The organism is Paenibacillus provencensis (genome assembly GCF_042678545.1).
Lineage (GTDB): Bacteria > Bacillota > Bacilli > Paenibacillales > Paenibacillaceae > Paenibacillus > Paenibacillus provencensis.
On record NZ_JBHTKX010000005.1, the window covers coordinates 18,800 to 39,891 of the forward strand.

The 21,092-nt window shown below is 44.0% G+C and carries 23 protein-coding genes and 1 other annotated feature; of the genes, 15 read left to right on the forward strand and 8 right to left on the reverse strand.

Annotated features, from left to right (window positions below; genetic code table 11):
- The first annotated feature begins 16 nt into the window (after window positions 1–16).
- The 5 genes from ACFQ3J_RS21915 (at window position 17) to ACFQ3J_RS21935 (ending at window position 4,491) form a co-directional block, all read left to right on the forward strand.
- On the forward strand, window positions 17–679 hold the full coding sequence (locus ACFQ3J_RS21915; protein WP_091161233.1) for a potassium channel family protein: 663 nt from the start codon (window positions 17–19) through the stop codon (window positions 677–679).
- A gap of 17 nt (window positions 680–696) precedes the next feature.
- On the forward strand, window positions 697–1,491 hold the full coding sequence (locus ACFQ3J_RS21920) for a TrmH family RNA methyltransferase (protein ID WP_091161232.1): 795 nt from the start codon (window positions 697–699) through the stop codon (window positions 1,489–1,491).
- 159 nt (window positions 1,492–1,650) lie between these two features.
- Window positions 1,651–2,169 (forward strand): NUDIX hydrolase, encoded by a 519-nt coding sequence (locus ACFQ3J_RS21925; protein ID WP_285850295.1) that lies wholly within the window; start codon window positions 1,651–1,653, stop codon window positions 2,167–2,169.
- 311 nt (window positions 2,170–2,480) lie between these two features.
- The gene (locus tag ACFQ3J_RS21930) at window positions 2,481–3,368 is read left to right on the forward strand and encodes a DUF1002 domain-containing protein (protein WP_311287553.1); all 888 of its coding nucleotides are present in this window, start codon (window positions 2,481–2,483) and stop codon (window positions 3,366–3,368) included.
- Between the two features lie 202 nt (window positions 3,369–3,570).
- The gene (locus ACFQ3J_RS21935) at window positions 3,571–4,491 is read left to right on the forward strand and encodes a hypothetical protein (RefSeq protein WP_251584101.1); all 921 of its coding nucleotides are present in this window, start codon (window positions 3,571–3,573) and stop codon (window positions 4,489–4,491) included.
- Window positions 4,492–4,596: 105 nt separating this feature from the next.
- Here ACFQ3J_RS21935 and ACFQ3J_RS21940 read toward each other — a convergent pair whose 3' ends face one another.
- Window positions 4,597–4,923: a winged helix-turn-helix transcriptional regulator gene (locus tag ACFQ3J_RS21940; protein WP_091161227.1), complete on the reverse strand. Its 327-nt coding sequence runs from the start codon at window positions 4,921–4,923 to the stop codon at window positions 4,597–4,599.
- 432 nt (window positions 4,924–5,355) lie between these two features.
- Between ACFQ3J_RS21940 and zwf the strand changes: the two genes are divergently transcribed.
- From zwf to yunB, 4 genes are all read left to right on the forward strand, one after another.
- On the forward strand, window positions 5,356–6,810 hold the full coding sequence (gene zwf, locus ACFQ3J_RS21945; RefSeq protein ID WP_251584103.1) for a glucose-6-phosphate dehydrogenase: 1,455 nt from the start codon (window positions 5,356–5,358) through the stop codon (window positions 6,808–6,810).
- A gap of 50 nt (window positions 6,811–6,860) precedes the next feature.
- Window positions 6,861–6,998: a hypothetical protein gene (locus ACFQ3J_RS21950; RefSeq protein WP_170862581.1), complete on the forward strand. Its 138-nt coding sequence runs from the start codon at window positions 6,861–6,863 to the stop codon at window positions 6,996–6,998.
- 12 nt (window positions 6,999–7,010) lie between these two features.
- Window positions 7,011–7,904 (forward strand): phosphogluconate dehydrogenase (NAD(+)-dependent, decarboxylating), encoded by an 894-nt coding sequence (gene gnd, locus ACFQ3J_RS21955; RefSeq protein ID WP_251584106.1) that lies wholly within the window; start codon window positions 7,011–7,013, stop codon window positions 7,902–7,904.
- 182 nt (window positions 7,905–8,086) lie between these two features.
- Complete coding sequence (yunB, locus tag ACFQ3J_RS21960; RefSeq protein ID WP_251584107.1) at window positions 8,087–8,932, forward strand: sporulation protein YunB; 846 nt, start codon at window positions 8,087–8,089, stop codon at window positions 8,930–8,932.
- A 262-nt stretch (window positions 8,933–9,194) separates the two neighbouring features.
- Here yunB and ACFQ3J_RS21965 read toward each other — a convergent pair whose 3' ends face one another.
- Window positions 9,195–10,250: a M23 family metallopeptidase gene (locus tag ACFQ3J_RS21965; RefSeq protein ID WP_251584109.1), complete on the reverse strand. Its 1,056-nt coding sequence runs from the start codon at window positions 10,248–10,250 to the stop codon at window positions 9,195–9,197.
- A gap of 196 nt (window positions 10,251–10,446) precedes the next feature.
- Here ACFQ3J_RS21965 and lipA point away from each other — a divergent pair, with 196 nt between their 5' ends.
- Together lipA and ACFQ3J_RS21975 are read left to right on the forward strand one after the other, a co-directional pair.
- Window positions 10,447–11,334, forward strand: coding sequence for a lipoyl synthase (gene lipA, locus ACFQ3J_RS21970; protein WP_091161221.1), 888 nt, complete (start codon window positions 10,447–10,449; stop codon window positions 11,332–11,334).
- A 55-nt stretch (window positions 11,335–11,389) separates the two neighbouring features.
- Complete coding sequence (locus tag ACFQ3J_RS21975; protein WP_251584111.1) at window positions 11,390–11,914, forward strand: YutD family protein; 525 nt, start codon at window positions 11,390–11,392, stop codon at window positions 11,912–11,914.
- Window positions 11,915–11,930: 16 nt separating this feature from the next.
- On the opposite strand, the gene ACFQ3J_RS21980 is transcribed toward ACFQ3J_RS21975, so the two are convergent.
- Both ACFQ3J_RS21980 and ylbJ read right to left on the reverse strand, forming a co-directional pair.
- Window positions 11,931–12,734 (reverse strand): NAD kinase, encoded by an 804-nt coding sequence (locus tag ACFQ3J_RS21980; protein ID WP_091161217.1) that lies wholly within the window; start codon window positions 12,732–12,734, stop codon window positions 11,931–11,933.
- Window positions 12,735–12,819: 85 nt separating this feature from the next.
- Complete coding sequence (gene ylbJ, locus ACFQ3J_RS21985) at window positions 12,820–14,043, reverse strand: sporulation integral membrane protein YlbJ (RefSeq protein ID WP_251584113.1); 1,224 nt, start codon at window positions 14,041–14,043, stop codon at window positions 12,820–12,822.
- Window positions 14,044–14,553: 510 nt separating this feature from the next.
- Between ylbJ and ACFQ3J_RS21990 the strand changes: the two genes are divergently transcribed.
- Window positions 14,554–14,937, forward strand: coding sequence for a globin domain-containing protein (locus tag ACFQ3J_RS21990; protein ID WP_251584114.1), 384 nt, complete (start codon window positions 14,554–14,556; stop codon window positions 14,935–14,937).
- Between the two features lie 46 nt (window positions 14,938–14,983).
- On the opposite strand, the gene ACFQ3J_RS21995 is transcribed toward ACFQ3J_RS21990, so the two are convergent.
- The gene (locus ACFQ3J_RS21995) at window positions 14,984–15,217 is read right to left on the reverse strand and encodes a hypothetical protein (protein WP_091161211.1); all 234 of its coding nucleotides are present in this window, start codon (window positions 15,215–15,217) and stop codon (window positions 14,984–14,986) included.
- Window positions 15,214–15,408, reverse strand: a complete 195-nt coding sequence (locus ACFQ3J_RS22000) for a YycC family protein (protein WP_091161210.1) — start codon at window positions 15,406–15,408, stop codon at window positions 15,214–15,216. The genes ACFQ3J_RS21995 and ACFQ3J_RS22000 overlap by 4 nt, the downstream gene beginning before the upstream one ends.
- A 143-nt stretch (window positions 15,409–15,551) precedes the next feature.
- On the opposite strand from ACFQ3J_RS22000, the gene ACFQ3J_RS22005 reads away from it, so the two are divergent.
- The gene (locus ACFQ3J_RS22005; protein ID WP_251584115.1) at window positions 15,552–17,354 is read left to right on the forward strand and encodes a M3 family oligoendopeptidase; all 1,803 of its coding nucleotides are present in this window, start codon (window positions 15,552–15,554) and stop codon (window positions 17,352–17,354) included.
- 270 nt (window positions 17,355–17,624) lie between these two features.
- Window positions 17,625–18,020, forward strand: a complete 396-nt coding sequence (locus tag ACFQ3J_RS22010) for an O-methyltransferase (RefSeq protein ID WP_091161206.1) — start codon at window positions 17,625–17,627, stop codon at window positions 18,018–18,020.
- A gap of 172 nt (window positions 18,021–18,192) precedes the next feature.
- Here ACFQ3J_RS22010 and ACFQ3J_RS22015 read toward each other — a convergent pair whose 3' ends face one another.
- Both ACFQ3J_RS22015 and ACFQ3J_RS22020 read right to left on the reverse strand, forming a co-directional pair.
- Window positions 18,193–18,408: an alpha/beta-type small acid-soluble spore protein gene (locus ACFQ3J_RS22015; RefSeq protein ID WP_091161205.1), complete on the reverse strand. Its 216-nt coding sequence runs from the start codon at window positions 18,406–18,408 to the stop codon at window positions 18,193–18,195.
- A gap of 209 nt (window positions 18,409–18,617) precedes the next feature.
- Complete coding sequence (locus ACFQ3J_RS22020; RefSeq protein WP_251584116.1) at window positions 18,618–19,583, reverse strand: aldose 1-epimerase; 966 nt, start codon at window positions 19,581–19,583, stop codon at window positions 18,618–18,620.
- Window positions 19,584–19,814: 231 nt separating this feature from the next.
- Window positions 19,815–20,044: a binding site (T-box leader), on the forward strand.
- A 66-nt stretch (window positions 20,045–20,110) separates the two neighbouring features.
- Between ACFQ3J_RS22020 and trpS the strand changes: the two genes are divergently transcribed.
- Window positions 20,111–21,091, forward strand: a complete 981-nt coding sequence (gene trpS, locus ACFQ3J_RS22025; protein ID WP_091161201.1) for a tryptophan--tRNA ligase — start codon at window positions 20,111–20,113, stop codon at window positions 21,089–21,091.
- Window position 21,092: the final 1 nt, after the last annotated feature.

The window sequence follows — 21,092 nt, forward strand, 5'->3', positions numbered from 1 at the left end:
ATGGAGGTACCATATTATGGCCAAAAAACAATATGCCGTGATCGGCATGGGCCGCTTTGGATCGAGTGTAGCTTATGCACTTAGCGAAATGGGTTTTGACGTTCTGGCAATTGATCGGGATGAGCACAGAATTCAGGACATATCAAACGTAGTGACACATGCCGTGTCCGCAGATTGTACGGATGAGGAAGCGCTCAGAGCGCTAGGCATTCGAAACTTCGATGTGGTGGTCGTTGCGATAGGTGAAGATATCCAGGCGAGTATATTAACGACGCTGATCTTGAAGGATATGGGAATTCAGTATTTGATCGTGAAGGCCAAATCCGAGCTCCATGGCAAGGTGTTATCCAAGATTGGTGCGGATAAAGTGGTTTATCCGGAACGGGATATGGGAATGCGGGTCGCACATCATCTGGCATCGCCTAACATTTTGGATTATATTGAGCTGTCAGAGGAGTATAGTATTCTGGAAATGAAAGCTTCGTCAAATATTATTGGAAAAAATTTAGTACAGCTCAACATTCGTGCCCGTTATGGCTGTAACGTAATTGCGATTCGCAAAGGCACTGAAATGAATATTTCACCGGATGCTGACTATGAATTACAACCCGAGGATGTGCTTATTATTGTGGGGCACAAGGATGATTTAACCAAGCTAGAGCTTGCCTATTCGAGATAGAGAAGGATTGAAGTCAAATGGAAATCGTTTCGGTACATAATCCGAGAGTGAAGGAATGGGCGCAGCTGCTCGACAAAAAGTATCGAACCCGGCACAACAAATACATCATTGAAGGAATTCATTTGGTTCAAGAGGCGTTAAATTATGATGCTGATATCGAATGCATTGCTTATGATATGGATAAAGGAATACCGGGAGAGCTAACAGGCTTTGCTGATTCACAAGGGCATGCGGAGTGGGTTCCTGTATCTACTGCCGTCATTGAAAAGTGCACCGATACCGTGACACCGCAGCCGGTGTTTGCGATTGTTAGAAAAGATGCAGCCGGGCTAAATGAGTTCTTAGACAAGAAGGACAGCTTGATTATCGTACTGGATCGGCTTCAGGACCCAGGCAATGTTGGTACAATTATCCGCAGTGCAGATGCAGCCGGGGCAGACGGCGTGATTGTAGGCCGTGGGAGCGCCGATGTATATAATCCCAAAACGATACGCTCCACGATGGGATCCTTTTTTCATTTGCCTGTTGTTGAAGCAGATCTGGCCGAAGTGCTTCCAAAAGCCAAAACGGAAGGAGTTACACTCGTCAGTACGTCGCTTGCTGCGGAGAACTCCTGCTATGATTATGATTTTAGAGGAGCAAAATGGCTCGTGATCGGTAATGAAGGCAGTGGGGTCTCCGAGGAGGTAAGCCGTCTTGTGGACGATGCCATTATTATTCCAAGTCCAGGGCAGGCTGAATCACTGAATGCGGCGATGGCTGCTACAATACTCATGTTTGAAGCGATGAGACAGCGGCATTACTCCGCTTGAACTGCGTATAGGTGAATTAAATATGACAAAAGACATCGAGATGGCAGCGAGACCTTTGGATAACAAAGGGACGTTGCCATTTGATTTATGCGAAGCGGTGCGAAAGATTGCCGAACGACTGGAATAATTATAGATTGCATAGTGATTGGGTGATTACATATGAACTTAATAAGCCGGATTACGGATTATGACATATTGGGTGAACGTTCAGAGCTTCTGCACTCAGTGTCCCGATTTGGGGCTAGAGGGGTGCTCGTTGATGAAAATTTCAATATTGCGATGATGCATATGACAAAACGGAAGTTATACAAGCTGCCTGGCGGGGGAATCGAAGGGACAGAGACGCCGGAAGAAGCTTTTTTACGTGAAGTAGAAGAAGAGACAGGCTATCGAGCAAAAATTACACATCAGCTGGGCCGCATTGAGGAGCATAAGACTAAAAATCAGTTCCTGCAGCTATCCTACTGCTTCATTGCAAAATCAGTGGAGGAGAACACGGTGAAGCTGACAGCCAAAGAGAAGCAGCTTGGTTTGACGGTAATCTGGATGACAATGGATGAAGCTCTCAAAGCAATGGATCGATCATTCAGGAATTGTCGTGAGTATTCGAGCAAATTTATGATTCTAAGAGATAAAACCATACTTGAGCGGGCTGTTGCCGTTCTAAGAAGCTTATAAAATTGCTTTAAGGTGAATCAATTTCATAACTCATTAAAAACGTGTATTCGAACCTATGTATAGACAAATTAAATCATTTTGATCTATATATACTCTTGATTTAAGCAGCTAAAGGTATTATGAAATTGATTCAGGTTAAGAAAATATTAATTTTCTGTTAAAAATTGAGGTTTAGAAACATGGTATAATGCTCGCAAATAAATTTAATGGGAGGTTAAGTGCCTTATTGAGAGGTGCAAGCTTAAAATTGGGTAATCCATAATATGGAATATAAAGCGATATAAAAAATTAGAATTGTATGAGGAGAGTACATGATGATGAAATTGCGCAAACTGATGGCAATTCTATTAATACCTGCACTTATTTTACTAAGTATGTGTATTGCTCCCGCTGCTTCTGCGGATGCTGTAGAAGGAGATGTCATTGTTATTTTGGGGGAGGATTTGACCACGGCACAGAAAGAACAAGTGCTTGCTGATCTGGATGCCCCTGCAGATACGATGACGATTCAGGTGACAAATGAAGAAGAACATAAATATCTGGGCAGTCACATGTCCAAGGCGCAAATCGGAAGCAAGGCGCTCAGCTCGGCTAAAATCGTAATCGGTAAGCCGGGAAGCGGCGTGTCAGCGACTTCGAATCACATTAATTGGGTTACCAACGATATGTATCTCAACGCCATGATTACAGCTGGGGTTAAGGATGCCCATGTTAGCATCACGGCGCCATTTGATGTATCGGGTACAGCTGCGCTGACAGGGATTATCAAAGCATACGAAACAACGACAGATACCGAAATCCCGGAGGAGCAGAAGCAGGTTGCTAACGAGGAGATCGTAAAGACCGCCCAATTATCCGATTCCATCGGTGCGGAAGAAACGACGACGCTGATGACGAACATCAAAGAGGAGCTTGCGCAGAATCAGCCAGAGACGAGAGAAGAAATGCAAACGCTGATTATTAATATAGCAAATAATCTAAACATTACTATTCCCGAAGCTCAGCTGACCGGCTTAGTGGATCTATTTATGAACATGAAGGATGCGAATGTTAACTGGAATGCGGTAGGTGATCAGCTGGAGCAAGCCAAGCAGCAGTTTACTGATTTTATAGAGTCAGAGCAGGGCCAAGGTATTCTGGCAGCCATTAAGGACTTTTTTGTAGGACTAATCGAAATTATAAAAGGCTGGTTCTCCTAATATAATTGGATATTGTTAAACAGCACTGCTTCCAATGGATTGCGCAAATTTATCCATGGAAGGGTGCTTTTTTATTTTCGATTAAATAACCTATAACAAAATATCAGTTGGACGCGTTGATTACTTTAATTGAAACGAGAAATCCTCTTCTCAATAAGACCTGCATCAACAAAATCTTAGCTCGAAAGGAAGATCATAGGTTATGCGTAAAGTGATCGCCGGATGTGTTATCGCTTGTATCCTCCTTAGTACCTCTTGTTCAGACCATGCTGACAAGGAGAATGAGCCAGAGGAGGCAGCATCCGCGGAGCAGATTCATATTCTCAATAAGGAGCAGCAAGAGCAGACGAAAGATGGGGGCGGAGAAGCTGATCAGGGTAGCAGTCAGCAGGAATTTACAGTCCAATCGAAGCCCGAACTGCCTCGAGCTCAGTTCTTGACCAATCGAGTTAAATTGGAATATATCGAATATAACAGGGACACTGTGTCTTTTGAAGACTTAGATAAACTAGTGGAGCTTGATGAATGGCAAGCAACTGAGATTTTGGAATGGTATAACGGTATAAAACCGGATACACTCCAGCAGGTAAGTCAGCTTGAACTTGTGCCAAGTGTGCAGATAAAGATTCAGCTGCCAGGGACTGAGAAAGTCAGAATACTATATGAGTCGATTTCTCCAGATACAGTGTATCTGCAGGTGCATTCGTCAGAAATAATAACATATGGTACAGATGCAGAGAATATCAGGCTGTTGCTGGAGACGCTTATATTGGATGGACCTTATGAGCCCATTGCAGGTACAGAATACCGGATTTTGACCGAGGAGTATCTTGTGAATGACGATCCGAACAATCCGAAAATCAGTTTATTCTATCGGGAATATAAAGTGTATAAGGATTATATGACGGGGTCTATTGAAGGGGTTGGTATAGAACGAGTTGAAAATATAATTGAGGCAAAAAAAGTGCTGCAAACTGATAAACTAAAATTACCACCTAATACGATCGTTAGCCCAAAGGTCCTAAAACAGTGGCAGGCAGAAGGATACTATCCTGTACAGGAATATTCAGAGGAGTCTATACGCGGTCTAACTTATGATGATCTTCTTGAACGAGATAAATAGATGGAAGAGATATACTAAACGTAAGCACGACAGTATGAATATTAATGAACCCCCGTAAGAGCATACGGGGGTTCTTTGTGTATTATTTCCTAAGATAAGCCGAGTCTAGAGCCACTTCCTGGCCCATAATCCTATGGAGCTTAAGGCGCGGGCAAGTTCTGTCCCTTTGCGGGTAAGTGAATATTCGGTACGGACAGGTCTGTCGGCAATGACGTTTCGAATGACAATACCTTCCTCCTCAAGTTCTTTCATTCGTTCGTTCAGGACGCGTTTGCTTAGATCGGGGATAACGGCGTGTATTTCACTAAAACGCTTGGGTTCCTCCATTAAGGTGTGAACAATAGGCGCAACCCATTTCCGACCAATAATTTGATACGAACGCGAGACCTTCTCACACATCTGCATATGATTTGTCGTCGATTGTTCATCCATTTTCAAGGCCCCCTTATTCACTTGATTATTAAAAGTAACTTCTTTTGTACATGGAGTAATTCCATATTGTGAATAAACAGTTATTAGAATTATTTATAGAATACCATGGAAAGCGCTATCATAACAGAATAATTTTGTTGTTCACAGATTCGACATTTTTTGTTGACGAAAGGTGTTAGCTAGGTGTATGATAATCACGTTAATTTATTTGGTTACAAATAATAACCAACATCGAACGGAACTTGTATTTTTTGTAAAGGATACTTGTGGTGGTGTTGATTATGGGAGTGCAAATTATCGTTCTTTTATTGATGTTATATGAGAAGGAATAATGTGGGTCATACTTTTAATAAATTTTACTCATAAACATTCGTAATTTTCACAAGATAACTAGCGCACAATATAGAGTAGAAACACGGGAGGCATTTCAGAATGGATTCAATGACTTTTGTCCTGTTCGGGGCTACTGGCGACTTAGCCAAGAGAAAAATTTACCCAGCACTATACAACCTGTATGTTGATCAAAAGATGCCATCATCATTTTCTGTTATTGGTCTAGGAAGAAGAGATGTATCCGATGTAGATTTCCAGGCAAGAGTTGAAGCTTCGCTTCATACATTCTCTCGCCGTTCTCCAGAGGACGCGGCTAAGGTACGTGATTTTCTAGGCGCTTTTCGTTATACATCGCTTAACAATACCAAGCTTGAAGATTATAAGAAACTGCTTGAAGTGGTTGAAAAACGTGAGCAGGAGCTTGGCATTCCGCAGAATCGGATGTTCTATTTGTCTGTTGCTCCAGAATTTTTTGAGCCGATTGCCGAAAATATAAAGGAGAGCGGACTCGGTTCAGGCAGCGGATGGAAACGACTCATTATTGAGAAACCGTTTGGGCATGACCTCGAATCCGCAATACAACTGAATGAGAAGCTGAACAGTACTTTTGCTGAGGAAGAGATTTATCGGATTGACCATTTCCTCGGTAAACCGATGGTTCAAAATCTTGAGGTGCTGAGTGCAACGAATCCTGTCATGCATGCACTATGGGGAAATCATTATATTTCCAATGTGCAAATTACAGCGAGTGAAACGGTTGGTGTCGAAGAGCGGGCTGAATACTATGACCATACCGGAGCAGTAAGAGATATGTTCCAAAATCATATGCTGCAGCTGCTCATGATGATCTCACTTCACCTGCCGAAGAAATCTTCTCCAGATGAGGTTCGTGCGAAGAAGAGAAATACGGCACAGTCCTTAATTCCGTTGGAGGTAGAAGCGCTTGACCAGTATATTGTAAGAGCACAATATCAAGCAGGTGATCTGCAAGGCAAACCGGTGGTTGGCTACCTGGAAGAGCCTGGTATTGAAGGGACCTCCAAGAACGATACGTACTTTGCCGCACGCTTGTTCCTGGATGATCCATTCTGGACAGGGGTTCCTTTCTATATTCGTACAGGTAAACGTATGAGCGAAAAATCGACCCGTATCGTGGTTGAATTCAAGCAGCCGCTAAATACAGGAATGTCTGAAGACGAAGCGGTATCTGCTAACCTGCTTACCATTGATATTGGACCGAAGGAAGGCATGCGCCTGACGCTTAATTCCAAGAGCCCAATGCATCACGATACGATTGAGCCGATGGAGCTGAGCTTCAATTCCTCGTATGACAATGTGCCTGAAGCTTATGAGAACCTTATTTTTGATGCGCTTCGCAAAGATGCAACATTCTTCGCGCATTGGGATGAAGTCGAGCTGTCTTGGAGATGGGTTGAGCCTATCCTCAAAGCTTTTGCAGCGGATGAAGTTCCACTTCACTATTATGCAGCGGGATCAGAAGGTCCGGAAGCAGCGGATGAACTGCTTGCACAGGACGGAAATCGCTGGCATTAATATCTGTTCTAAAACGTTATCCGGCTGATTAATACAGTCGATGACATAGATTGGTTGTTGGATTGCAGATGGTTCATCCGAACGGCATGCTCCGTCAAATCCAACAACAGGCCGCTTCTGACTATGCGGCTGAACCTAAGGGACTCGTCTACGGGCGTTTGTTCTTTCAAAAAACAGAGAAGATCTAGGAGGCAACATACATGAAGGTAGGACTTATTGGATTAGGAAAAATGGGATTAAACCTGGGGAAAAACTTGATTGATCATCAGCATGAGGTCGTAGCTTACGACTTGAATGCAGGTGCAGTTGAAGAAATGAAAGGTTATGGTGCAGCAGGTGCTGCTTCTTACAAGGAAGTCATTGATCAGCTGGAATCGCCGCGCATTCTCTGGATCATGGTTCCTCATGCTGTCGTTGATGGTGTTATTGCTGACCTTACTCCTCTGCTGGACAAAGGCGACATCGTGATCGAAGCAGGTAACTCTCATTACAAAGAATCCATTGCCCGCTATGAGCAGCTTAAACCGCATGGCGTTCATTTCATGGACGTAGGTACATCTGGCGGTATGGAAGGCGCAAGAAACGGCGCTTGTTACATGATCGGCGGAGACGAAGAAGCATGGAACATCGTTGAGCCTCTGTTCAAAGATACATCTGTAGAGAACGGCTATCTGTATGCTGGCAAAGCAGGAAGCGGACACTTCCTGAAAATGGTTCACAATGGCATCGAGTACGGTATGATGGCTTCCATCGGGGAAGGCTTTGAAGTGCTGGAGAAGAGTGACTATGATTTTGACTACGAAAAAGTAGCACGTGTATGGAACAATGGATCGGTTATTCGTTCTTGGCTGATGGAGCTTACGGAGCGTGCGTTCTCCAAAGATGCGAACCTTGATGAGATCCGCGGGGTTATGCACTCTTCTGGTGAAGGTAAATGGACGGTAGAAACGGCATTTGATCTGCAGGCAGCTACCCCGGTTATTGCTCTATCCCTCCTGATGCGTTACCGTTCCCTTGAGAACGATACGTTTACAGGTAAGGTCGTTGCTGCACTTCGTAACGAATTTGGTGGACATGCTGTAGAGAAGAAATAAGACTGTACTTACTTCTGATCTACCACAAATACTTTGAATTCAATCATGAGAAGGAGTTTCGCTGTTGGGCGAGATTCCTTCTCTTTTGTTTTTCGACCAGACTTACAGCTTGATCTTCTTTTTTGGAGACGGTCTGCATAAGGATAAATGGACACACCTCTCTTAAGGGAGGAATGCGAAGCATGGCATTCAAACGAGCAAAATGGCGTACACAGCGTCAAAAAACCGGGGGTCAGCGTAAAAAGTGGATTTTGATTGTATTGTTGGTAATGATCATCGTGACCATCCAGTCCATTACTTATGTGGAGCGGAACTTGAAGCCTCCTATTATGCATTTGGCAAAAATCAGGGTGAAGCAGCTTGGGACGGAGGCGATTAACAAAGCAATTACGAGTCAAATTTCTGCAGCCGGTCCTTCCAACGAGTTGATTGACTGGAAGACAGATGCAGAAGGGGAAATCAGTGGCTTTATGCTGAACTATAACGAACATATGCGGATCACATCAAGCGCGTTATCTGTCGTTCAGACCACTCTGCAGGAAATGGAGACGATCGAGGATCATGTCCCCGTAGGGCAGGCGCTGGGCAGCCCATTGCTGTCTTCCTTCGGGCCAAAGGTGCCAATACGAATTGAGCCGCAAGGCGCAGTTAAGGTTGACCTCAATACAAGGCAGCAAAATGCCGGCATTAATATGATTTTGGTTGAGGTATACATTCATATTGTGGCAGAGATTGCTGTTGTCGTCCCGCTGGATATGGAGCCGGAAGTGGTTGATACGGAAATTCCGATTTCTTATTTGCTTGTTGTAGGGGATGTGCCAATGTATTATTATGACGGCAATGGAAATCCGGTTGGAGAGAATGGGGCGAGTGCGCCAAGTATTGCTATACCGTCATTGCCAGGCGGAACAGTTCCTAATACAGGAGTAACCACTCCAGATGCGGGCACGACTGTTCCTAGTGGAGAGGAAGAGAGCGAGCTGTACATGGAGGAGCCTGACTTATCCCTTCCGACAGGTAACGAGTGAGTTCAATGACAAAGAAAGAACTTGCAGTAATGCGAGTGAATTCAATGACAAGGAAAGAACTTGCAGTAATGCGAGTGAATTCAATGACAAAGAAAGAACTTGCAGTAATGCGAGTGAATTCAATGACAAAGAAAGAACTTGCAGTAATGCGAGTGAATTCAATGACAAGGAAAGAACTCGCAGTAATGCGAGTGAATTCAATGACAAAGGAAGAACTCGCAGAACAGGAGTTGTCATACATACTCTTGATTCTGCGAGTCCTTTATTTTTTGCTATTTTTCTTGGCTTTACGTGCTCGATACTCGTCATTCTCCCATTGTCTCAATAGCGGATAAGGGTCAAAGGACCATTCAGTTAAGCCGCTGTCACGGTAAATACCATAGTGCAGATGAGGGGGGAATTTCCCTTGGGTACCCGGCTTGCCATAACCTGAGCTGCCCACCCATCCGATGTTTTGTCCTGGAGTCACAAGGCTGCCAACATGAACAGATTTATCAAAACCGGAGAGGTGCGCGTAATAATGATAATGGTTATCCAGGTCTCTTATTCCTACCCGCCATCCTCCAAAGGGATTCCACCCTTTGATCTCAATAACCCCATAGCATGTGCTTCGAACAGGATATCCGTGAGGGGCAAACAGGTCTGTTCCTTCATGGATTCGTCGACCGCCCCAGCTTCGGCTCATTCCCCAGGTGCTGCGATAGGAGTAGGAGTTGCTTAGGGGTAAAGGAAAAGCATGCTGAGCAAGATCCAATGTATCAAAATGCTTATAAATCTTTGCGAATTGCTGGATACGCTGTACGGATCTGGAATTTTGATAATACTGCCACAAGGCAATGCCTAAATCATCTGAAGATAAACCGTATTTAGATGTGATTCTCGCCATACTGTAGAGGACATCATAATCATTGTTAGGATCGGCAATATTGTCACCAGTGCCATCTAACCCATATCCGCCGAATACCTCAATGGATAATGGATTCCTATCTGTAGAATCTGGATTTAAGATACCGGACCAGAGCTGAGGTTCAAAAAACACCCCGGTCAACCGCTCTTCATGGGCGCGGTCCTTCGGATGTACCTTTGTCATCGTACGTTCATATTGATCAATGGCGGCCAAGTAATACCATGGAACACCGCTGACAGCACTGATCTGGTCATACAGAATTTTGCGTTCCTTATAAATCTCTTCCTTAGCAACAGGCTTATTATCCTCACTTTTTGCATAGGCTTCCGGTATTGATGAAGCAAAGAGAGCAGCAGATAAAATCAGCGTTACGCCGAGGTTCAACCATTTTTTCTTCTGAATCCGTATCAAAAAAGCCAATCCTCCTTTCTTCATATTTTCGTTGTATTTAGGTTCACACATCAGCATCGTTTTTATCCGTCTTTTACATAAAAAAGCTGGAGTCCAAGATCCACAAATATTTTGATTTGGAGCTTATTTCCATAAAACCATGTTATAATGTGTTCCGTGCGAAAATTCTAACTTGATATAGAAAGAAGGGTCTCTTTTGGCGAATAAAATAAAAGAACCGAAACCCGAATGGATCAAGATCAAGCTGACTACGGGAGATAACTATCAAGAAATCAAAGATATGATGCGTTCAAAGACGCTGCACACGGTTTGTGAAGAAGCACGTTGTCCGAATATTTATGAATGCTGGGCTAACCGAACAGCAACTTTTATGATACTGGGTGACATATGTACAAGAGCCTGCCGATTCTGTGCTGTTAATACTGGGCTGCCTACAGAGCTGGATTTGAAAGAGCCTGAGCGAGTTGCAGAAGCAGCAGAGCAAATGAATCTTAAGCATTGTGTCGTCACAAGTGTGGCCAGAGATGATCTTCGAGACGGAGGAGCTTCCATCTTCGCAGAGACCATTCATGCCATTCGCAGAAAACTGCCTTTTTGCAGTGTAGAGGTACTAATTCCGGATTTTCTTGGAAACGAAGAGGCTTTAAAGATTGTGATGGACGCGAAGCCCGACATCCTTAATCACAACATGGAAACTGTCGAGCGTTTGTCTGACAAAGTGCGGGCAAAAGCCAAATATAAGCGTTCACTCATGCTGCTTGAGCGTGCCAAAAAAATGCAGCCCCATATTCCAACGAAATCTAGTATTATGCTGGGCTTGGGGGAGACTTGGGAAGAAATACTGCAAACCATGGATGATTTGAGAAGCGTAGACTGTGATATTATGACGATCGGTCAGTATTTGCAGCCTTCGGATAAGCATTTGTTTGTTGAAAGATATGTAACACCTGAAGAATTTTCTAAGCTCAAAGATGAAGGCCTTGCTCGTGGCTTCAGCCATGTTGAATCAGGGCCAATGGTCAGAAGTTCTTACCATGCACATGAACAAGTTAAGTCTGCCGCGAATGCTAATAATGTAGTATGATAAGAGCAGGCCTGAACTTCATGGGCGGTTTGGATAGAAAGGAAGGAAGACGGTTTTGATTCAGATTAGCGGCAAAACTTACGAAGTATTACAGGACTATCGAAATGGTTGGAATCCGGAAGCCTTTCGTGACCGGTATAGTGAAGTCCTGGAACGCTATGATTACATCATTGGGGATTGGGGCTACAATCAACTCCGACTCAAAGGCTTCTACCGCGATAACCATCCAAAAGCGAGCAAGGATACATCGATAGCGGGAATGGTTGATTATATTAACGAGTACTGCAACTTTGGATGTGCTTATTTTGTGCTACAGAAACATAAGGAACCTAAAGAGAACAAAGAACACAAAGATAACAGCAGCAAGGAGCATAAGGAATCCAAGACTGCGAAGGAAGCTAAGGAGTCCAAGGAGCCTATGGAGCCTAAGGAACCAAAGGAGTCCAAGGAGCCTATGGAGCCTAAGGAACCAAAGGAGCCTATGGAGCCTAAGGAACCTAAGGAACCAAAGGAACCCAAAGATTCCAAAGAATCCAAGGATAAAGAGAAGATGGACAAAATAAAAAGCAGCTCCTCATAAGGAGCTGCTTTTTATTTTAGTCCAAAAATGCAGTTCGCACCCGATCCCAGAAAGGATACGGGCGATATCTGGCAAAGCTGACCTTCTGGGTGGAAACCTGGCATTTTACAGATATCAGATCATCTACTGTCAGGTTTACATGGTCAATGGTCAGCAGCAGTCGTTGAGATTTGCGAGAGAAGATATCGCAATGATGGTGCTTCGGTAAAACAACCGGCGAACCTAATGTCCGGTAGACCCGATTATTAATGGATGCAATCTCTGCAATCTGCATCGCTTCAATGGTGGGATGAACCATAGCGCCGCCGAGCGCTTTGTTGTACGCCGTGCTTCCAGAAGGAGTGGATACACAAATTCCGTCACCGCGGAACATTTCAAACGTGACATCGTTAATATCGACCTGGGCAACCACGGTGCCATCTACACCTTTTAACGTGAATTCATTAAGGGCGATCATGGAACTGACACCAGATTTGCGACGAATCTCCAGTTCAATTAACGGATACTCAACGATACGAGGGGAATGGGCAGTATCCTTATTCCCTTCAGCCATAAGCTGTATCAGATCTTCGAGCTCGTCTGCCTTCCAATCTGCGTAAAAGCCCAGATGGCCGGTATGAACTCCGACGAATGCGATATCGGGAATCCGGTCTGTGAAGGTGTGAAATGCTTGCAGCATGGTTCCATCTCCACCGATCGATATCACAATCTCCGGTGATTTGGCATCGAGAACAAATCCATGCTCCTTGGCCAGCTTATGAAACTGCCCAGCTAATTCAATGGATAAAGAGTCTCCTCTGTCCTGAACATAATATCTCAAGATGAAAGCTCCTTTGTCATCAGTATAACTCGATGATATCCAATTTCAGGAGAGAAAACAATCAATATACGTAAAGTTCTAGACATTACCTGAATCTGGAACTGAGATGCTGGATGAGGATACGGATCAAGGTCAGCATGAATAAAAAGGAGATGATCACTAAGGTGAGTGCTATTTGATAAGGTACAGCTTGGAAGATGGCCGATGGAAATGATAACGAATCAAATTTATTAGGCCACAGCATGATGGATGTATTCTGATCAAACATGACCAAGTCCCAGCACAGAAATACAATCATTCCCGATAGCAATGCATGGACAAGTCGTGCTATTAAGAAAGGCGCATATCGTAATGGAGTGGGGTTAAGGATACTGACGACCTGGGCGTGGACTGAAAGTCCTCCCCAAGATAAAACACAAGCAGCAGCAGCCACTTTATACATTAACGGAATTTCTGCAAGCGTTCCGGCATAACGAGCACCGAGTGTAACTTCAAATAGCCCTCCTACTAGGGATTGGGAAATCTCCGGCGGCAGCCCGAGAGTCTTAAGCATCAGCTCCACTGTATGATACATGCCGGTCATCAGTCCTGCTTGGGTGAAGACTTCCAATATAACGCAAAAAAAGACAACAAGGCCCCCGACGACGGTAATAAGCTGAAGAGATGACTGTATAGCCTGCCTAAGCAATTCCCCCATGGTTCTACCGTCCTCAATACGTGCCTTGTGCATGGCTTCAAGCGCACCTCGGAGACGATTGGGCTTATCAACAGGCTGATCTGACTCAGCAGTAGAATCTTTTTTTCCGTGAAATCGCATAAGCAGGCCCACGATCAGTCCTGCTCCATAATGAGCGATAGCAAGCATAACCGCAACGGCAGGGAGCTGAAAAAAACCGACGGATACGGCCCCGATCAGGAAGATGGGATCGGATGTTGTCGTAAAGGCGACCAGACGCTCGCCCTCATCACGGGTAATTTGTTTCTTCTCCCACAGCTTGGCCGTCAATTTGGCTCCAATTGGATAACCTGAAGCATAGCTGATCGCAGCAACAAAGCCGCCTGTGCCAGGTATACGAAATACAGGTCTCATAAGTGGATGAAGGAGTGTGCCTGTAAAATGGACGATGCCAAGACCGAGCAGCAGCTCAGATATGACAAAGAACGGGAATAAAGAAGGAAAGAGAACATCCCACCAGATGGACAGACCGCGCACTCCCGCATTCCACACCGCTGCCGGATAAACCATCATGAATATGCATATAATGAGAAGGCCAAATACTATGCTTAGCGGAATAACTAGACGTTTCATGAGCAGTAGTTCCTCCCGTAACTTACATTTCTCATCAACTGAGTCTAGTTAATATATGATCTTTTTTGGACAAACAGGACAAAAAAATAAAGTAAGCGTTTCCAAATCAGCTGTAATTTAAAGTATTCTATGATAATATATATTTAATATAAAAAATAAGACTAAAGTCCTTTTTTCAAATGTCGGATATTCAAATTTTTGAGGATGGAGTGATGTCATGATGGGAATTATAGCCGGTATACTCGTCTGCGCTATCGTGTATGTGATGCGTGAAGCTCACACCCATCCGGGTGAAGAAGATTGGCGCAGTTATTAAATGGCTGGATGCGTCAAACAACGCTGCTAAGCGTTACTTGAGATGTAATATTTATAAGACAAGAGACCTATAGATAGAGAGGCTCTTGTCTTTTTTTGTCTGTAGAGCCATGTAAATTAGGTATTGTATTTAGTTATGCTGAGCGACATGATAAAATAGCTTCAAGTTGATTATAGAAAGAAGGCGCAGTAGTAATGGATCCTAACAAAACGCTATATGAAAATCTGGGCGGAGACAAGGGAGTTCGGGCATTGGTGGAAGCATTTTATCCCAAGGTTCAACAGAATGAACTGTTGGCCCCTCTATTCCCTGAAGATATCCAGCCTGTTATGGATAAACAATATATGTTCCTAAGTCAATTCTTTGGAGGACCCTCCCTTTATTCGGACGCCTTTGGTCATCCTATGATGAGGGCAAGGCACCTACCTTTCCCTGTCACGGAGGAACGGGCTCAGGCTTGGCTATCCTGTATGGCAGCAGCTCTGCAGGAGCAGGATTTGCCCGATTCTGTAAGAGAATTTACGCTGAAACGTCTCTCAGGTCCGGCTTATCATTTCATTAATACCCCGTCAGAATAAACAGAAAACAAAAAAACGCCATTCGGCGTTTTTTTTTTGCACTATTTTATTTACGTAGCCGCTGATCTGCCAGAAAATAATCCTGGTCATTATCGAGCAGTGTGACCCGGTTGTTGCAGCATGGAAATACGAGCAGTCTCTTTTTGCCTTCGCGAATGCGAATCAGTTCTTTAGGCTTCAGCGGCAGCAGCACATTTTCTTGATCACAGAAAGGACAGTACTGGACATAAATATCCCCCATCACGATATCATAAGGCCAGGTGTTCTCAAATGGAATCATGAAGTGGAATCCTTCTCGTTGTCGTCAGGAGACTCGGCTTGATTCTGCTCTTGCTTGATGTCCTCCTTGGAAAGCTCGGCCAGCTTTTGCATAAGAATGTGCTGTGGCATATGCATCAGCTGCTCAATGGGAATTCCTAACTTCTTGGACAGTGTGACTGCGGTATCCGCAGATATTTGTAAAGGTCTCATTAAGTTTCCTCCGGTAATAAACAATTTAATCAAAGTGGGCTTGGCTAAATTCTGATATAGTATTAGTTATACACCTTGAATAAGCGTACTTCAAACATGTTTTGTGTATTTTATTATAATTTTTGAGATTGAGGTGGAGAAAAATGAGTACAACACTGAAGCAAACCTGGGATTTGGAATCCGTTTTTAGCGGCGGTTCATCCTCAGCATCATTTGCAGAATACTTGAAGCAGCTGGAACAGGATGTCGCTGTACTGGACAAGGCAATTAATGAATATCAAGTACCGAAGGCTATAGAGGATACATATGCTTTGGATTCTTTGCTTGACCAGCTTCAAGATGCAGCAGCGAGGTTGTATGAAGGATCTTCTTTTACAGCTTGTCTTGGAGCCCAGAATCAGGATGACAAGAAGGCTGTACAGTTAAGCGGCAGAATCGCCGCCTTATCAGCAAGACTCGCAGCTGTTCAGACGATGTTTGACAGCCTTTTTGAAAGAACGTCGGATGCAGTGTGGTCCGCATGGATGGAACGGCCTGAAATTAAGCCAATCTCATTTGTATTAAATGAGAGCAGATTAAAAGCCAAAGAAAAGATGTCTCCTGAGCTGGAGAATCTTGCACTGGATCTTGCCGTTGATGGTTACCATGGCTGGGGAGAATTCTATGATACGATCGTGAGCAAGGTTCGTGTCCCATTTGAGGTGAATGGAGAAACCGTATATCTATCCGCTGGCCAAGCGGCTAATAAATTGCAGGATCCAGACCGGAATGTACGGGAGAAGCTTCTACAAGACTGGGAGAAGGCATGGAGTGATGCCGCTGATTACTGTGCGGATACGCTGAATCATCTGGCTGGATTCCGTCTGAAGCTGTATGAAAGACGCGGCTGGGATTCTGTTCTGAAAGAGCCTCTGAGCATTAACCGCATGTCCCAGGATACGCTTGATGCGATGTGGAATGTGATTACACGGGCCAAACCGACACTCGTAAAGTTTCTGGAGCGTAAGGCACAGCTCTTAGGAGTCGAGCAGCTGTCATGGGCAGATGTTGATGCTCCGATAACTTCCGCCTCTGAGAAGATATCGTATGATGATGCTGCAGTGAACATCGTGAATCAGTTCCGCAAATTCAGCCCAAGAATGGCAGAGTTCGCTCAGCATGCCTTTGATCATCAGTGGATTGAGGCAGAAGATCGTCCAGGCAAGCGGCCAGGCGGGTTCTGTACAGGCCTTCCTGTGAGTAAGGAAACTCGTATTTTTATGACGTATGCAGGAACAGCCTCCAATGTGTCCACACTGGCACATGAGCTGGGGCACGGATACCATCAGCATGTGATGGATGATATGGAAATGTTGAATCAAAATTATGCCATGAACGTTGCAGAGACGGCTTCAACCTTTGCGGAGCTCATCGTATCCGATGCATTGATCAAAGAGGCGAAGGATGAAGAGGCTCAAATTGCATTGCTTGAAGAGAAGATACAGAATTCAATTGCTTTCTTCATGAACATCCATGCCCGTTTCTTGTTCGAAACTCGCTTCTACGAAAAACGTAAGGAAGGACTTCTTAGCAGCAGCGAGTTGTCCGAACTGATGGAGGAAGCTCAGCGCGAAGCGTATTGTGACGCACTCGGAACGTATCATCCTACTTTTTGGGCATCAAAATTGCATTTCTATATTACCGATGTTCCATTTTATAACTTCCCATATACTTTTGGATATATGTTCAGTATGGGGATTTACGCACAAGCGCAAAAAGAAGGCAGTGATTTTGCAGAGAAGTACGATGCATTGCTTCGTGATACGGGTCGCATGACGGTTGAGGAGCTTGCTGAGAAGCATCTGGGTACAGATGTGACTAAACCTGCTTTCTGGCAAGGAGCAGCCGATCTCTGTATTTCAGATATTGAACAATTTTTGAGTATGACACAGCATCGAGTAATCTAAGTGTGAAGAAATTCTAGTGATAACCTATAAGTAGGACCTCGACAGTTTTGCGTTGAGGTCTTTTTTTCTTATTTTGATGGAAAAATACAATTTACGTGTCGAATAATGAAGATATTCGACTGGATACTACCCGATTCAATTGACATAAACGCAAAAATTAGTATATTACTCCTAATTTAATATAGATTTGTTGTATTAAGGAAAATATTGTCATATACTGAGTCACAAGCCCTATATAAAATAGGTCTAATATGCTAAGGAGGTTGACATATGGTCTCACTAGATCAACTATCATTGCCTAGACAGCTGGATATTGTGTTTAAGGAGCTTGATGAAGAGCTAAAAGGAATGGACTCTGGAATTGTATTTGTGCAAATACGGAATAATGTTATTGGTAAATTCGGTATTAAGCATTATCCGGTTCAGTTGCACAGCGAGATCCATGCCACTACCGGATTGACGGAGATGCAGCGGCTTTCTTTTCGACAGATGGCTTTAGAAACCTTGAAGCTGAAGAGACACTGGACACATGGAGAAATCACCTATGATTTTGGAGTTCGACAAGGAATGATTGTAGTGGACGCCACGCTTGAGTCCAATTACAATTTAGCAAGCCTGATGATTCGCTATCCGCGAAATACATATCAAGAGAAGACTTCTGGTTAATATAGCAAGAGAGTCGGCAGCACGAATATATAGAGCTTGAGTTAGAATGAAACAAAGCGGCCCTCTGGATAGAAGACCGCTTTGTCATCTGCCGCAGGCCTCTTCTGATACGAAACGAGTGAATGTTCGTTCACAGAACAGTTAGGCTAGATTTATGAGGAAAATTGCATCATTATTGACGACCAGACAATTGCTGCTCAGCCAATTGAACAAGACGTTTCGTGATGTAACCTCCAAGAGAACCAGTCTCACGGGAAGTATAGTTACCGTAATAACCATCTTGTGGAATAGTTACACCAAGCTCTTGTGCAGCCTCCATCTTCAATTGTTGAAGAGCTGCAGTTGCTTGAGGAACGACAAGGTTGTTAGAAGATCTTCCATTTGCCATGTGTTGTCACCTCCTTTGTGCTTTGTGAGTTTAGTATGGTTTCAAAGAGACAAAATATACTTAAAAAAGGGGAAGGTAACAAGTGGAAAAATGTGAGGCTCACAACAACAGACAACAGAGTAATTTGGATCTAAGAATTACATAACAAAAAAGCAGCTGAGGACAGTGTCAGCTGCTGATTCATATTCAAATGAATCTATTCTTTGTGTTCAGGGCTGTATTATTTCTATAGCTGTATGAAGCAAGATTGACTCTCCAGGCTCCATATGAATCAAGCCGGTAAATTCATTATCTTTGTTAAGATTAGGGGCGTCTGGAAGCCAGGTATAAGGCTCAATACATAGATAATCGCTGGCCTCGCCTTTTGTAAACAACACCCAATGCTTAAAGGAGTCCTTGTTCGCCGTATACTTGATAGTATACCCGTCATTTCGCCGCAGAACAGCAGTATCCTGCTCCATATTTGATCTGTATATCGTGTCAAGATTTTGACCAGAAAGATTGATTCCTTCAGGAAGATCAGCTTGTTCATCTAAACTGGCTAATTCACCTGTTGGCAGCTGTTCTTCATTCAATGTGTAAATGCCAGTAACAGGTAAACTAATATTCCATCGTTCCGGTTCACCATCAAGCAGGAGCCAGGTATGGTACCCCATTCCAAAGGGAACAGCATGACTGCCAAGATGAGTTACACGAAGCTGCTGTGTCAGGAGTGACCCCTGTAAACGAAATGTCATCTCAAGCTTGAGCGGAACAGGAAAATGCTTCATCCATAATTCATCTTCCTGAGTCCTGAATTCAGTCGTGACGATGCATCCTTCTTCGTCTTCTTCAATATCACTGACGCACCACGCCTGTGTGCGGTGTAATCCATGAATATGATTGGAATTGTTGGAGTTTTGAGCGAATTGGTATTCCTGGCCCGCATACTCAAAGTGACCTCGGCAGATACGCCCTGGAGGAATCAGCATCGGAACGCCAAAATGGTAAGGTTTCTGAAGATAGAAAGCGAGATCCTGTTCATCCGGTCTTCGAACAACTTCTCGATTCTGAGCTCGATCATAGATGGATATAATATTGTTACCGAGGCGGGGCAGCAGGGTGACTTCAAGATCACGGCTGTTCAAGGTATATGTATCGTAGCCGTTCCAAAGTCCTTTGGTCACTTGTTTCATCTTATTTACTCCTTTTCCCACAAAAATCATAATGCTATGATAACCACAAAGAACAAACTTAAGACTATCATATCAGATAATCGAGTCTGGCTGTGAAGAAGGATCTGTCATTTCCCAATGAAAATAATGTAATCTTTGGTAAATGTAATATTTACGTTTGACAATTAGAGCAATAGATGCTTATGATATAGCAAAGCTCAAATGTAATATGACGAGCGGCGAATAATACAATTTAAAGCGTTGATGGGGATAAGTAAGCTTAGCATTAGCAAGTACAGAAAGCCGGTGGTGGATGCGAATCGGTGTTGCATGCTTTGTCTGAATGGACCTCAGAGCTCCCAGGCACAACGAGAAGGTATATTCTTCTTCAGTATGCCGGACGAAGATTTCCGCGTTAAGGAAAATGAAAGGCTGATGAATTTCAGTGAATTAGGGTGGCACCACGGTCTCACGTCCCTTCTACGGGATGTGGGGCTTTTTTGTATTTCTCGTGAATCATATTAGGATTTGTTTAGGAGGACAAAAAAATGAAAACTGTTTTTTCTGGTATTCAACCCAGCGGCAAATTGACACTAGGCAACTACATCGGCGCAATGAAAAATTTTGTGAAATTGCAGGACGAATATCGTTGCCATTTTGTAGTCGTTGACCTGCATGCAATTACGGTTGCCCAAGACCCTGCGGCATTGCGGGAGCAATCGAAGGATGTTGCGGCTCTCTACCTTGCAGCAGGCATAGACCCGAAGAAAGCGAATGTGTTTCTTCAATCCCATGTACCACAGCATGCGGAGCTTGGATGGATGTTAACCACGCTGACCGCAATGGGTGAGCTTGAGCGTATGACACAATTCAAGGATAAGTCTCAAGGTAAAGAATCCGTTGGCGCAGGGCTGTTTGTATATCCGTCACTTATGGCTGCAGATATCTTGCTGTACAATGCGGATCTGGTTCCTGTAGGGGAGGATCAGAAGCAGCATCTTGAACTGACAAGAGATCTGGCACAGCGCTTTAATCATCGTTACGGTGAATTTTTCACCATTCCTGAGGTCTACACACCAAAAGTAGGAGCGCGCATCATGTCACTGGATGATGCTTCTAAGAAGATGAGCAAAAGCAATCCGAACCCAGGCAGTTATATTTCCCTCTTGGATACACCGGCAGAAATTCGCAAGAAAATCAGCCGTGCGACAACGGACTCCGATAGTATTGTCCGGTTTGATCCTGAGAACAAACCGGAAGTCAGCAACTTAATGAGCATTTACAGCGAATGCTCAGGCCTCTCTTTGCAGGATGTAGAGAAAAGGTTTGAAGGACAAATGTACGGCGGCTTCAAGAAAGAATTGGCCGAAGTAGTCCTGTCCGTTATCGAACCGATGCAAGAGAGATTCCGGGAAATTCGGGAATCTGATGAGCTGATGAACATTCTGAATACGTCTGCTGAACGTGCTCGCGAAGAAGCCTCCAATACGCTTGATGAAGTCAAAAAAAGAATGGGATTCGTACTTTAAG